Origin of the sequence: Amycolatopsis rifamycinica, assembly GCF_000695625.1 — a bacterium.
Taxonomy (GTDB): domain Bacteria; phylum Actinomycetota; class Actinomycetes; order Mycobacteriales; family Pseudonocardiaceae; genus Amycolatopsis; species Amycolatopsis rifamycinica.
Genome location: NZ_JMQI01000074.1, coordinates 1 through 13,584, shown reverse-complemented (window position 1 = coordinate 13,584; position 13,584 = coordinate 1). Strand labels below are relative to the sequence as shown.

Here is a 13,584-nt window from a genome sequence, read left to right as displayed (position 1 = left end):
ATGGCGCGACGCGGTACGTGGGCGGCGGCCCTGCGCACGCCGGTGGGCGCGTGTTCGGCGGTGCTGCTGGCCCTGGTCGCCGTCCTGGCGGTGCTGGCCCCGCTGCTGTGGGGCGACGGCGCGGCCGCGATCGACACCGACGCGATCGGCCAGGGACCGTCCGGGGCGCACCCGTTCGGCACCGACTCCCTCGGCCGCGACCTGCTGCTGCGGACCCTGGTGGCGACCCGGATCTCGGTGGGGCTCGCCGTGCTCGCCACCGTGATCGGCGCCGGCACCGGCGTCGTGCTCGGGACGCTGCCGTCGGTGCTGCCCCGCCGGGCGGGACGGCTGCTCACCGCGGTCGTCGACATCGCCGTCGCGTTCCCCGGCCTGCTGCTGGCCCTGTTCCTGGCGGTGATCTTCGGCGTCGGCACGCACGGCGCGGTGCTGGCCATCGGGTTCGCGATGGCGCCGGCGTTCGCGCGGCTCGTGCAGACGCTCTCGGCGTCGGTGAGCGGGCGCGACTACGTCGCCGCGGCCCGGATCGCCGGCGTCGGCCGGGTCCGGCTGCTGGCCCGGCACGTGCTGCCGAACATCGGCGAGCCGCTCGTCGTCAACGCGACCATCGGGGCCGGCTCGGCCTTGCTGGCCTTCGCCGGGCTGTCCTTCCTCGGCATCGGCGTGCAGGCGCCGGACTACGACTGGGGACGGCTGCTGCGCGAAGGCCTCGACGGCATCTACGTCAACCTCGCCGCCGCGCTCGCGCCCGCCGCGGCGGTGGTGCTCGCCGGGCTGGCGTTCAACCTGGTCGGCGAGACGGTCGCCGCGGTGGTCGGGGTCCGCACGCGCGTGACCCGGCGCCCGGCACCCCGGCCGCCGGAGGCCCGGCCCGCGGCTCTGGTGGAACCCGCGGACGCGGTGCTCGTGGTGGACAACCTCCGGGTGGCGTTCCCGGGCCCGCACGGCTGGACGGTTCCGGTGCGCGGCGTCAGCTTCAGCGTCCGCGCCGGCGAAGCGGTCGGCGTGGTCGGCGAGTCCGGATCCGGCAAGAGCCTGACCGCGCTGGCCGTGTCTCGGCTGGTCGAGGCGCCCGGCGTGGTCACCGCGGACCGGCTCGAGTTCGCCGGGAAGCCCCTGGCCGCGGCGTCGGACCGGGAGCTCGGCACGGCACTGGCCATGGTGTTCCAGGACCCGATGACGTCGTTCAACCCGGGTCGCCGCGTCGGCGGTCAGCTGGCGGAGGTGTCCCAGCGGCACCACGGCCTGTCGCGTCGCCAGGCGTTCGCCCGCGCGGTGGACCGGCTGGCCGCCGTGCGCGTCCCGGCCGCCGAGCGGCGCGCCCGGCAGTACCCGCACGAGTTCTCCGGCGGCATGCGGCAGCGGGCGATGATCGGCATGGGCCTGATGGGCCGGCCGAAGCTGATCGTGGCCGACGAGCCGACGACCGCGCTCGATGTCACCGTCCAGCGGCAGGTGCTGCGCCTGCTGGCCCGCACGCGCGAAACCGAAGGCGCGGCGATCCTGCTGATCAGCCACGACATCGCGGTGGTTTCCCAGACCTGCGAACGGATGCTGGTGATGTACGCCGGCCGGGTCGTCGAGGACCTGCCGACCGGGACCCCGGCGCGGCACCCGTACACGCGGGCGCTGCTGGCCACGACGGTCGACCTCGAAACCGACCGCGACCGGCCACTGGAAGTCATCCCCGGCCGTCCACCGGAACCGGACCAGGTGCCCGAGGGCTGCGCGTTCGCCGCCCGCTGCCCGCTGGCGTCGGACCGCTGCCGCACCGAAGACCCGGTGCTCGAAGACCCGGATCACCGCGGTCACCGGGTCGCCTGCTGGCACCCGCAGGCCACCGTCCTTTCCGGACAGTCCCACGAGGAGGGTGCCGCGTGAGCGAGCCCGCGAACCAGCCATCCACCACCGCGCCGGCCGCATCGAGCGTCGGCGAGGCGCGCGCATGAGCGCGTTGGAGTTCGACTCGGTGAGCGTCCGCTACGGCAAGCTGACCGCGGTCGACGGCGTCAGCCTGACCGTCCCTTCCGGACAGGTCGTCGGCCTGGTCGGCGAGTCCGGCTCGGGCAAGTCGACGCTGGCCAGGGCGGCCGCGGGGCTCGCGCCGGTCAGCGCGGGCCGGGTGCTGCTCGACGGCGTCGACGTGCGGCGGCTGCCCCGGCGCCGTCCGCTGCAGATGGTGTTCCAGGACCCCTATTCGTCGCTGGACCCGCGGATGGCGATCGGCGAGTCCATCACCGAGGCCATGCCGCCGGGCCCGTCCCGCGCGGAGCGGCGGGCCGAGGTCGCCCGGCTGCTCGAACTGGTGCACCTCGACCCGGACCGCGCCGCCGCGCTGCCCGGCCGGCTCTCCGGCGGACAGCGCCAGCGCGTCGCGCTCGCCCGGGCGCTGGCCGGGCGGCCGAAGGTGCTGATCGCCGACGAGATCACCTCGGCCCTCGACGTCTCGGTGCAGGGCGCCGTGCTCAACCTGGTCCGGGACGTGCAGCGGCGGCTGGCGCTGTCGATGCTGTTCATCTCGCACAACCTCGCCGTGGTGCGGTACGTCAGCGACGTCGTCGCGGTGATGTACCTCGGCCGGATCGTCGAGGCCGGGCCCGCCGAGCAGGTCCTCACCGATCCGCGGCACCCCTACACGCGGGACCTGCTGGCCGCGGCGCCGTCGGCGCACCGGGGCCTGCTCGACGACGCCGGCACCGGCACCGACGCGCTCGCCGACACCGAACCCGCCGACCCGCACCACCCGCCGCCCGGCTGCCGCTACCACCCGCGCTGCCCGATCGGGCCGCTCGTGCACCCCGACCGCACCGTCTGCGTCACCGCCGACCCGGCCGGGAGCGCCGGCGCCCGGCCGCACCGCGCCGCCTGCCACTTCGCCGCGTGAGACCGTCACCCATCGAGGAGATCCGCATGACCCGACGTCCGGGCACCGACGACCTGTACGACTTCGTGTTCCCCGAGCAGCCGGCGCTTTCGCCGGACGGCAGCCGGATCGCGTACGTGCTGCGCACCGCCGACCGCGACAAGGACGAGGACACCCGCTCGCTGTGGCTCGTCGGCACCGGGGGCGGTGCGGCGCGCCGGCTCACCCGCGGCCCGGCCGACCTGGCGCCGGCGTGGTCGCCGGACGGCACCCGCCTGGCGTTCCTGCGCGCCCAGGACGGCCCGGCGCAGCTGTGGCTGCTCCCGGCGGACGGCGGCGAGCCCGAGCAGGTCACCACCCTCCCGCTCGGCGCGGGCACCCCGGTCTGGCGGCCGGACGGCGCCGAGATCGCCTTCGCCGCGCCGGTCGACCTCGCCGCGGACGAGGGCGAGGACGACGCCGCCCGTGCCCGCCGCGCGGGCGCTCCCGTCGTCGCCGACCGCGTCGACTTCAAGGCCGACGGCGCCGGGCTGCTGCGGACGCTGCGCAAGCACGTCCACGTCCTCGACGTCGCCACCGGCGAAGTCCGGCAGGTCACGTCGGGGGACTGGCACGCGGGCGACCCCGCCTGGGCGCCGGACGGCGGGCGGCTGGCCTTCCCCGCGGGACCGGAGGCGGACGCCGACCTGACCTTCCGCTCCGGCGCGTACGTCCTCGAGCCCGGCGGGGAGCCCCGGCCGGTCGGCTCCGGCGACGGCATGTGCGGCACGGTCACCTGGACCGCCGACGGCACCGCGCTGCTCGTCGTCGGCCGCCGCGACACCGCGCCCGGGCACCTCGGGCTGCTGCGGATCCCGCTGGACGGCGGCGAAACCACCGACCTGGCCGCCTCGCTGGACCGGAACGTCATGCCGGGCGCCCCCGGCTATCCCGGCGCGCTCCCGCAGCTCGCCGGCTCCACCGTGCTGTTCTGCGCCCGCGACCGCGGCTACACCCAGCTGTACGCGGTCGACGCCGAGGGCGGCGAGCCGAGGCTGGTCGTCGGCGGCACCGGGAACACCGTCGCCGCGATGTCCCTCGCCGGCGACACGGCGGCGATCGTGCTGGCCACGCCGACGTCCTACGGCGAGATCGCGACGGTCGCCGTCGCCGGGGGAGCGGTGGCGGTCCGCACCGCGCACGGGGCCGGCGACCTCGAGCCGTTCGTCTCCGAGGAACGCGAGTTCACGATCTCGGACGGCACGGTCGTGGCCGGCTGGCTGCTGCGCGATCCCGCCCGCTCCGGCCCGCTCCCGCTGCTGCTGGACATCCACGGCGGCCCGCACAACGCGTGGAGCGGCACCGCCGACGCCGTGCACCTCTACCACCAGGAACTCGTCGCCCGCGGCTGGGCGGTGCTGCTGCTCAACCCGCGCGGCAGCGACGGCTACGGCGAAGCGTTCTACACCGCGGCCGTCGGCGCCTGGGGCGTGGCCGACGCCCGCGACTTCCTCGAACCGCTGGACGCCCTCGTCGCCGAGGGCGTGGCCGACGCGCGCCGGCTCGCCGTGGCCGGCTACAGCTACGGCGGCTTCATGACCTGCTACCTCACCAGCCGCGACGACCGCTTCGCCGCGGCGGTGGCCGGCGGGGTCGTCAGCGACGTGGTCAGCATGGCCGGCACCTCCGACAGCGGCCACTACCTCGGCGTCGCCGAACTCGGCGCGATCCCGTCGGAGGACCGGGCGCACTACGCGGCGCTTTCCCCGCTGTCCCAGGTGGAGAAGGTGCGCACGCCGACCCTGGTGGTGCACGGCGCCGCCGACGACCGGTGCCCGCCCGGGCAGGCCGAGCAGTGGTTCACCGCGCTGCGCGAACAGGGCGTCCCCACCCGCCTGGTGCTCTACCCCGGCGCGTCCCACCTGTTCATCCTCGACGGGAAACCGTCGCACCGGCGGGACTTCAACCGCCGGATCGTGGACTGGGTCTCGCAGTACGCGGGCGAGCCGGGCAAGCCGGCGCGGGTGCCGCTGGACGCGGCGCACTGGCGGCGGCGCCTGGCCGCGCTCGCGCGCAAGCACCGCGTCCCCGGGGCGGCACTGGGCATCCTCCGCGGCGAGGACCGGGTGCTGGCGAGCCACGGCGTGCTGAACACCGCCACCGGGGTCGAGGTCACCGACGACTCGGTGTTCCAGATCGGCTCGATCACCAAGGTGTGGACGGCGACGGTGGCGATGCAGCTGGTCGACGAAGGCCGGCTGAAGCTGGACGCGCCCATCGCCGACGTGCTGCCCGAGCTGCGGCTGGCCGACCCCGACGTCACCAAGCAGGTGACGCTGCGGCACCTGCTCACCCACACCAGCGGCATCGACGGCGACGTGTTCACCGACACCGGCCGCGGCGACGACTGCCTCGAGAAGTTCGTCGGCCTGTTGGACGAGGTCGCGCAGAACCACCCGCTCGGGGCGACGCTGTCCTACTGCAACTCCGGGTTCGTGCTGGTGGGCCGGGTGATCGAAAAGCTCACCGGCCAGACCTGGGACGCGGCGCTGCGCGAGCGGCTGTTCACCCCACTGGGTCTCACCCACACGGGGACGTTGCCGGAGGAAGCCCTGCTGCACCGCGCGGCCATGGGCCACGTCGCGGCCGGCGATGGCGAGCCGCACCCGGCCCCGGCGTGGGGGCTGCCCCGCTCGGCGGGCCCGGCCGGGCTGATCACGGCGTCGGCGGCGGACGTCCTGGCGTTCGCCCGCATGCACTTGGCGGGCGGCCTTGACGTGCTGTCGGCCGCGTCGGCGTCGGCGATGACCGAGTGGCAGGCGGACATGCCGGACAAGCACACCCTGGGCGACTCGTGGGGCCTCGGCTGGATCCGCTTCGACTGGGACGGCCACCGCGTCATCGGCCACGACGGCAACACGATCGGGCAGTCGGCGTTCCTGCGGCTCCTGCCGTCGCACGGGCTGGCCGTCACGTTGCTCACCAACGGCGGCAACGCACGCGACCTGTACGAGGAGCTGTACCGCGAAATCTTCGCGGAGTTGGCCGGGGTGGCGCTTCCGCGGCCGATCTCGCCCGCCGCCGTGCCGCCGTCCGTGGACGTCGCCGGCTTCGTCGGGGTGTACGAGCGGGCGTCGATGCGGATCGAGGTCTTCGAGGGGGAGGCGGGTCTGCGGATGCGCCAGACGATCACGGGCCCGATCGCCGCCCTGGTCCCGGAACCGACGACGGAACACGACCTGATCCCGATGGGAGGCGCCCAGTTCGTCTTCCGCGAGCCGGGGGCCCGCTCCTGGATCCCGGCGACGTTCTACACGCTGCCGACGGGGGAGCGGTACCTGCACAGCGGCGTCCGCGCGACCCCGAAGGTCGAGGCATGAGCCGGGTCACGTCGGGGAACACCGGCCGGGCAGGGGCGTTGTAAGGGGTGTCGGTACGGCGGAGTCCCCGGGCCTCACCCCTCGCCTCCACGGAATACCAGCCCGGCTGGAGCCGTGAAGCGCCTTCCGCCGCGAGGCGACCCCCGTACCGGCCCTGAACTCCCGCTTCCGCTCGCAGGTCTCCCCCCAGCCTTGGCCGAGCGGAAGCGGGACTTTTTTCGCGTGGGCTCGGCTCGATCCGCCCGTCGCCGCCGGATGCGGGGCGACGGGCGGATGCGGGCTTTCAGTGCGCCGAAGTGGCGGGGGTCACGGTCTTTCCCCGGCGGATCAGCCAGCTGCCCGCGAACGCCACCAGCCCGACCACCCCGGCCACGATGAACGCCGCCCGCAGGCCGGCCGCGTCCGGGCCCGTGGCCGTCGCGTCGTGGCTGCCCAGGGTGGCCACACTCACGAACACGGCCGTGCCCAGGGCGCCGGCCACCTGCTGCAGCGTCGACAGGATCGCGCTGCCGTGCGAGTACAGGTGCTCGGGCAGCACGCCGAGCGACTCGGTGAACAGCGGCGTCATCATCAGCCCCAGCCCGGCCATCATCAGCACGTGGATCCCGATCACCGCCACCAGCGGCGAATCCGGGCCCAGCACCGCGAACAGCCACAGCGAAGCCGCCATCGCCGCCGCGCCCGGGATGACCAGCGGGCGGCCGCCGACCTTGTCGAACAGCGCGCCCACCGGGCGGCCCAGCAAGCCCAGCACCAGCCCGCCCGGCAACACCGCCAGCCCGCTGACGAACGTGCTCGTGTGCAGCACCGTCTGCAGGTACAGCGGCAGCAGGATCGCCGCGGCGCCGATCAGGCACACGAACAGCAACGCCGTCAGCACCAGCGCCACCACGAAACTCCGGTGGGTGAACGGCCGCAGGTCCAGCAGGGCCCGGTCCCGGCGCTGCAGCCGCAGCTGCCGCCAGGTGAACACCACCAGCGCGGCGACGCCGACGACGATCGGCACCCACCCCGGCACCAGCGGCTCCGCGCCGGCACTCTCCCCGCCCGACGACAGGCCGTACAGCACTCCGCCGAACCCGATCGCCGACAGCACCACCGACGGCACGTCCAGCGGCACCCGGCGGCGTTCGCTCTCGAGCCGCAGCAGCAGCGCACCGGCCACCAGCGCGGCGACCGACAAGGGCAGCACGATCCAGAACATCCAGCGCCAGCTCAGCGACGACAGCACCGCACCGCCGATGGTCGGCCCGATCGCCGGCGCGACCGCGATCACGATCGTGATCGTGCCCATCGTCGCGCCACGCCGCTCCGGTGGCACCAGCCGCATCACCGTCGTCATCAGCAGCGGCAGCATCACCGCCGTCCCGCACGCCTGCACCACGCGCCCGGCCATCAACAGCCCGAACCCGGGCGCCAGCGCGCTCAGCAGCGTGCCCAAGGTGAACGCCGACAGCGAGAACAGGAACACCTGCCGCGGCGAGAACCGCTCCAGCATGAACCCGGTCGTGGGGATGACGACGGCCATCGTCAGCAGAAACCCGCTGGTCAGCCACTGCACGGTGGTCGTCGGCACGTGCAGGTCGACGGTCAGGTCGCGCAACGCGACACTCAGGATCGTCTCGTTGAGGATCATCACGAACGCCGACAGCACGAGAACCCCGATGAGGAGTCCCGAGCGCGCCGGGGCGCGCTTCACGTCGGCGGACGGGGTGGACACGGTTTCGGTCATCGGGGTGGGAGTCTCCTGGTCGGCCGGGACGACCGTGACGAACACGGAGCGTCCTTCGCAGTGTGCCCGTTCCCGACCTCCCCTGTCAGGCGGTTTTCGTCTCACGGGACCCCCCGCAAAAGCCGGTCGGACGGTCCGATATGCTTCTGTCAGTACGGAGTTCCGCAGCGCGCGATTAGCTCAGCGGGAGAGCGCTTCCCTGACACGGAAGAGGTCACTGGTTCAATCCCAGTATCGCGCACCACGAGTCCACCCCCGGATTTCGTGGAAGTTCGTACCGCGGGCGATTAGCTCAGGGGGAGAGCGCTTCGTTCACACCGAAGAGGTCACTGGTTCGATCCCAGTATCGCCCACGAGATTCGCTGGGAGAGCCCTGCTTGCCGACTGCGCAAGCGGGGCTCTTCTCGTTGTGTCCTGTGGGGGCCGAGCCCCCACACCCCCGCCGGGGGCGAGCCCCCGGACCCCCGCGTGTGGTTGCGTTGCGCTGTTGCGTTCCGTGGGGCGGCCCCCGGGACCCCCGCGTGTGGTTGCGTTGCGCTGTTGCGTTCCGTGGGGTTGATCCACTTCGGACTGGTTGTTCACAGTAGGCGGCGTTGGACCACGTCCGCGATCACCGTGTGGACCGTTTTCTCCAGCTCGGCCAGGTCGGGGAGGGTTTCCCGGCGGCGGCCGGCGAAGAGCAGGTGGGCCGCGCCGATCAAGGCGAGCGCCAACGCATCGATTTCCGCGTCCGGGGCGATGCGGCCCTGTTCCCTTTCGGCCGACAAATAGCCCGCCAGCATGTCGCGTGCCTCCGCCAGGATCGGCAGACCCCGCCGCGCGCGGACACGGGTGCGGAGCTCGTCGCGGAAGAAGACGAGACTCGTCAAGGCCACCGTCACCGGGTCGAACAGCTCCGCCAGCGCGTCGACGAGGTTCTGCGCCACCGTCCGCGTGCCCGCCGCCGCCTCGAGGAGCGCGGCCTGGTCCCCCAGGCGGGCGATGCGGTCGCGGACCAGCTCGGCCAGGAAGTCGTCGAAGTCCGCGAAGTGCCGGTGCAGCACGCCTTTGGCGACGTCGGCCTCCGTCGTCACCGCCCGGCTGGTCAGCGCGTGCGGGCCGTCGCGGAGCAGGACCCGCTCGGCCGCGTCGAACAGCTGCTTGCGCACGTCGCGCAGGTGGACCCCGGTCGGCATGGGGTCATTCTCCGGTACGCCCGCCGCGAACACTCGCGCGGTTGCCCTAGTGGGCGAGTGCCCATTAAGGTGGGCGCATGCCCACTCAACCTCATGAAGCTCGCTCGATGGCGGAATCCTTCGGGACCGACGCCGAACGCTACGACCGGGCGCGGCCGGCCTACCCCCAGGAGTTGGTGGACCAGATCGTCACCGCGAGCCCCGGTGCCGACGTCCTGGACATCGGCTGCGGAACCGGGATCGAAGCGCGGCAGTTCCGCGCGGCCGGCTGCCGGGTGCTCGGCGTCGACCCCGACGCGCGGATGGCCGCCTTCGCGCGCCGTGGCGGCATCGACGTCGAGGTGGCCACCTTCGAGGACTGGGAGCCGGCCGGGCGGACCTTCGACGCGGTCGTCGCCGGGCAGGCGTGGCACTGGGTGGATCCGGTCACGGGTCCGGCCAAGGCGGCGCAGGTTCTGCGGCCCGGCGGGCTGCTCGCCGTGTTCGCGCACGTGTTCCAGCCGCCCGCCGCGGTGGCGGACGCCTTCGCGGCCGCGTGCCGCCGCGTGCTGCCCGGCTCGCCCTTCGCCGGGGAGTCCCGGCCGGCCGCGGAGATCTACGACGTGATGTTCACCGGCTTCGCCGACGCGATCGCGCAGACGGAAGGTCTCGATGCCCCCGAGCGCTGTCGCTTCGCGTGGGAGCGGACGTACACGCGGGACGAGTGGCTCGACTTCCTGCCCACGACCGGTGGCCTGACGCGGCTGCCGCCGGAAGCGCTGGCGGAGGTGCTGTCCGAGGTCGCCGCGGCGATCGAGGAGCTCGGCGGGAGCTTCGTGCTGCCGTACTCGACGCTGGCGGTGTTCGCGAGGCGGGCTTGACAAGAAAAATTGTCGGTGAGACGGTGGTGGCCGACCACGGCCTCGGCCACGGCCACGCGACGGCGATCGTCCGGCTGGTCACGAAGGGGCCGGAGTTCGTCGTGGAGCACCACGCCGGGGGAGTGCTCCACCTCGACGGGCTGGCCGCCCGGAGGTAGTCCGGCCGGCTCGAGCTGCGGTGGCGACCGGCGAGCGCCGGGGCGGGAAGGCTGCCGGGCGTCCCGTCCACGCACAGCGGCCGCTGCCGCGTCGCGCCGGCGGTCCACGCACAGCCGCCCGCAACCCCAGACCCTTCCCGGCGGCGGTCGCCTGGTGGGTCAGACGCTCCGCAGCACCGACACGACCGTGCCGAGGATCACCGCGCGGTCGCCGTCGATGACGTCGTAGGCCGGGTTGCGGGGCTCGAGGTACACGTGGCCGTCGCGGCGGCGGTAGACCTTGACCGTCGCCTCTTCGTCGATCATCGCCGCGACGATCTGGCCCGAGTGGGCCTCGGACTGCTGCTTGACCACGACGATGTCGCCGTCGCAGATGGCCGCGTCGATCATCGAATCGCCGCGGACGCGCAGGCCGAACACCGTGCCGCGGCCGGTGAGGTCGCGGGGCAGCTTGAGGACGTCGTCGGTGTGCTCGACCGCCGAGATCGGCGTGCCGGCGGCGATGTCGCCGACCACGGGCACCGGCACCGAGTCGGCGTCCTCGGAAGAAGCCGAGCCGTTGAGGAACGCGCGCACGTCGATCGGCCGGGACACGGTGGCGCCGCGGCGCAGGTAGCCCTTGTCCTCCAGGCTCGCCAGGTGCTTCGAGACCGACGACGTCGACTGCAGGCCGACGGCCTCGCCGATTTCGCGCGTGCTGGGGGAGTAGCCGTGCTGGACCACCCAGTCCCGGATCGCGACCAGGATCCGCTGCTGCCGCTCCGGCAGTGCCGAGGGGTCGAGGTGCTCGAACGTGTCGTCGTAGGTGGTCACCGGCGTGATCCTAGAGGCACGTGCCCCGTGCTCCGCCGCCGGTCTCGCCGTGGCGGTCCCGCTCACCGGAACAGCGGGTGACAGTTGGGGTATTGCCAACATCAACCGTGACTTTGCCAGCTGTTGACCTGGGTAACGATGCGACGTATGGTCTAGACCACAATTTTCCTTCGCTCGTAACCCTTCCCGTCGCGGCGGACCTCCGGTGAGGCCGGGGCCGCGGCCTCGCCGTGCCCGGCGGCGGGAGGTGAGCCTGTCCCCGAAGGAGCTCGGTATGAACCGCAAACTGGCCGCGGCCGCGGCGGGTGTCCTGCTCGCCCCGGTGCTGGTGGTGCTCAACCCGGCCGGCGTCGCGAGCGCGCACGGTTACGTCAGCTCGCCGGCCAGCCGGCAGGCGCAGTGCGCCCAGCACATCGTGTCGTGCGGGCAGATCCAGTACGAACCCCAGAGCGTCGAGGGACCCAAGGGCCTGCGGTCCTGCAACGGCGGCGTGGCCCAGTTCGCCGAGCTCAACGACAACGGCAAGGGCTGGCGCGCGGCGGCGGTCGGCCGAACGGTGACGTTCAACTGGACGTTCACCGCGCGCCACCGCACGTCGAACTACCAGTACTTCATCGGCGGCCAGAAGATCGCGGAGGTGAGCGGCAACGACCAGCAGCCGCCGTCGACGGTCTCGCATTCGGTGAACCTGGGCAGCCACACGGGCCGCCAGACGGTCCTGGCGGTGTGGAACATCGCCGACACGGCGAACGCCTTCTACGCCTGCATCGACCTGCAGGTGAGCTGACCACCGTCCACTGTGGCCGGCCGGGCCGGGCCGCCCCCCCGGGGACACGGCCCGCCGGCCGGAACGGCTGCTGGCACCCTGGTGCCATGGCTTCGCACGATCTCGGCGCCGCGGTGCGCCGGCTGCGGGAGAACACCGACCCGGCCGCGGCCGGGCTGCCGGGTGGCCGTCGGCGGACGCGCGGCTTGCGGCGGGAGGAGCTCGCCGAGCTGGCCGGGGTCTCCGCGGACTACGTGCGGCGGCTGGAGCAGGGCCGCCGGCACCCTTCGGCCGGGGTGGTGACCGCCATCGCCGCGGCGTTGCGGCTCGGGCGGGCGGACTACGAGCGGCTCTGCGCGCTGGCCGGGTACGCCGCCGTGGAGGGGCAGGTGCCGCGGGCGCCCGGGGCGGCGGCCCTGCGGCTGCTCGAACGGTTCGGCGGCACCCCCGCGTTCCTGGCCGATCCGGCGTGGAACGTGCTCGCCGTCAACGGCGCGTGGCTCGCCCTGCAGGGCGGCGGCCGGACCGGCCACGCCCGGGACTGGAACGTCGCCTGGCGCACCTTCTGCGACGCCCGCCGGGGGATCAGCCGCACGGACGAGCAGGCGGCCGGGTTCCGCGCGCTGCTCGCGGCCCGGCTGCGGGACACCTCCGTGCGCTACCCCGCCGACGCCTCGCTCGACGAGCTCGTCGACGACCTGCGGACCACGAGCCGCGCGTTCGACACCCTGTGGCGGGTGCCGGAACCGGTGGGCGCGTACGAGAACCCGGCCGTGTTCCGGCATCCGGACGGTGGGGACATCAGGCTCGACGGGAACCTGCTTGAAGTACCGGGCGACGGCTTGATGGCGGTGGTCCTCACCGCGGCACCGGGCTCGGCCGACGCGGCCCGGCTCGGCGAGGTCGTCAGCGCCGCCGGTGCGCCGTCCGTCGTCAGGGTGGGCCAAGCCGGCCCAGGCTGATCCGGCCCGGGCCCGCGATCCTGAGGCCGTGTGGATCACCGGTGCAGGACGAAAGCGAGAAGCCCGATGAAGGCAGTGCGTTTCCACGAGTACGGCGGCCCCGAGGTCCTGCGTTACGAGGATGTCGAGCTGCCGGTGGCGGGGCCCGGGCAGGTGCGGGTCCGGGTGGCGGCGACGTCGTTCAATTCCGTCGACGGCAACATCCGGGGTGGATTCATGCAGGGGCCGATTCCGGTGGTGCTGCCGCACACGCCGGGTCTGGACGTCGCCGGGACGGTCGACGCGCTGGGTCAAGGTGTGACCGGGTTCGAGGTGGGTGATCCGGTCGTCGGTTTTCTGCCGATGGACGGGACCGGTGCGGCGGCGGAGTACGTTCTGGCGCCGGTGGAGGTGCTGACGTCGGCGCCGAGGAGCATCCCGTTGGCCGAGGCCGCGGCGTTGCCGGTGGTGGGATTGACGGCGTATCAGGCGTTGTTCGATCACGGGAAGCTGGCGGCCGGGCAGCGGGTGCTGATCAACGGTGCGGGGGGTGCGGTCGGGGGTTATGCGGTGCAGCTGGCGAAGAACGCTGGTGCTTATGTGATCGCGACGGCCAGTCCGCGTAGTGCCGAGGCGGTCAAGACCGCTGATGAGGTCGTCGACCACACCGCCACCGCGGTGACCGACGCGGTGACCGAGCCGGTCGATCTGGCCCTCAATCTGGCCCCGGTCGCTCCGGAGCAGCTGGCCGCGCTGGCTGGTGTGGTCCGTCCGGGCGGGGTGGTAGTGAACACGACGGTGTGGATGCCCGCGCCGTCGGATGAGGGGCGTGGGGTGCGGGGGATCGATCTGTTCGTGCGGAGTGATGCCGGGCAGCTGGCGCGGTTGGTGGGGCTGGTCGACCGTGGTGAGCTGCG

The 13,584-nt window shown here is 73.4% G+C and carries 11 protein-coding genes and 2 tRNA genes; 10 read left to right on the top strand and 3 right to left on the bottom strand.

Translation table 11 applies throughout. From position 1 onward, the window contains the following. The 3 genes from DV20_RS36005 to DV20_RS35995 all read left to right on the top strand — a co-directional run bounded on the left by DV20_RS36005 (position 1) and on the right by DV20_RS35995 (position 6,222). Complete coding sequence (locus tag DV20_RS36005; protein ID WP_043787819.1) at positions 1-1,881, top strand: dipeptide/oligopeptide/nickel ABC transporter permease/ATP-binding protein; 1,881 nt, start codon at positions 1-3, stop codon at positions 1,879-1,881. Positions 1,882-1,945: 64 nt separating this feature from the next. Beyond that, positions 1,946-2,884: an ABC transporter ATP-binding protein gene (locus tag DV20_RS36000; RefSeq protein WP_043787818.1), complete on the top strand. Its 939-nt coding sequence runs from the start codon at positions 1,946-1,948 to the stop codon at positions 2,882-2,884. A 26-nt stretch (positions 2,885-2,910) separates the two neighbouring features. Continuing rightward, positions 2,911-6,222, top strand: a complete 3,312-nt coding sequence (locus tag DV20_RS35995) for a serine hydrolase (protein ID WP_043787816.1) — start codon at positions 2,911-2,913, stop codon at positions 6,220-6,222. A 283-nt stretch (positions 6,223-6,505) separates the two neighbouring features. Here DV20_RS35995 and DV20_RS35990 read toward each other — a convergent pair whose 3' ends face one another. After that, the gene (locus DV20_RS35990; protein WP_043787969.1) at positions 6,506-7,954 is read right to left on the bottom strand and encodes a DHA2 family efflux MFS transporter permease subunit; all 1,449 of its coding nucleotides are present in this window, start codon (positions 7,952-7,954) and stop codon (positions 6,506-6,508) included. A gap of 169 nt (positions 7,955-8,123) precedes the next feature. Between DV20_RS35990 and DV20_RS35985 the strand changes: the two genes are divergently transcribed. Next, a tRNA-Val gene (locus DV20_RS35985) sits at positions 8,124-8,198 on the top strand. 37 nt (positions 8,199-8,235) lie between these two features. Then, positions 8,236-8,307 (top strand) — tRNA-Val (locus DV20_RS35980). Between the two features lie 225 nt (positions 8,308-8,532). Here DV20_RS35980 and DV20_RS35975 read toward each other — a convergent pair. Continuing rightward, a complete protein-coding gene (locus tag DV20_RS35975; protein WP_043787814.1) occupies positions 8,533-9,129 on the bottom strand; it encodes a TetR/AcrR family transcriptional regulator in 597 nt (198 codons plus the stop codon). A gap of 107 nt (positions 9,130-9,236) precedes the next feature. Between DV20_RS35975 and DV20_RS35970 the strand changes: the two genes are divergently transcribed. Then, positions 9,237-9,989, top strand: a complete 753-nt coding sequence (locus DV20_RS35970; RefSeq protein ID WP_043787812.1) for a class I SAM-dependent methyltransferase — start codon at positions 9,237-9,239, stop codon at positions 9,987-9,989. Then, entirely contained in the window at positions 9,986-10,147 is a 162-nt protein-coding gene (locus DV20_RS43305) for a DUF4287 domain-containing protein (protein ID WP_235191085.1), read from the top strand. The genes DV20_RS35970 and DV20_RS43305 overlap by 4 nt, the downstream gene beginning before the upstream one ends. A 159-nt stretch (positions 10,148-10,306) precedes the next feature. On the opposite strand, the gene lexA is transcribed toward DV20_RS43305, so the two are convergent. Continuing rightward, positions 10,307-10,960 (bottom strand): transcriptional repressor LexA, encoded by a 654-nt coding sequence (gene lexA / locus DV20_RS35965; RefSeq protein ID WP_043787811.1) that lies wholly within the window; start codon positions 10,958-10,960, stop codon positions 10,307-10,309. Positions 10,961-11,234: 274 nt separating this feature from the next. Between lexA and DV20_RS35960 the strand changes: the two genes are divergently transcribed. From DV20_RS35960 to DV20_RS35950, 3 genes are all read left to right on the top strand, one after another. Then, a complete protein-coding gene (locus DV20_RS35960; protein ID WP_043787810.1) occupies positions 11,235-11,747 on the top strand; it encodes a lytic polysaccharide monooxygenase auxiliary activity family 9 protein in 513 nt (170 codons plus the stop codon). 86 nt (positions 11,748-11,833) lie between these two features. Continuing rightward, on the top strand, positions 11,834-12,688 hold the full coding sequence (locus DV20_RS35955; RefSeq protein ID WP_043787809.1) for an MmyB family transcriptional regulator: 855 nt from the start codon (positions 11,834-11,836) through the stop codon (positions 12,686-12,688). A 66-nt stretch (positions 12,689-12,754) separates the two neighbouring features. Continuing rightward, positions 12,755-13,584, top strand: an 830-nt coding sequence (locus DV20_RS35950) for an NADP-dependent oxidoreductase (RefSeq protein ID WP_043787808.1), incomplete at its 3' end; no start/stop codon positions are given.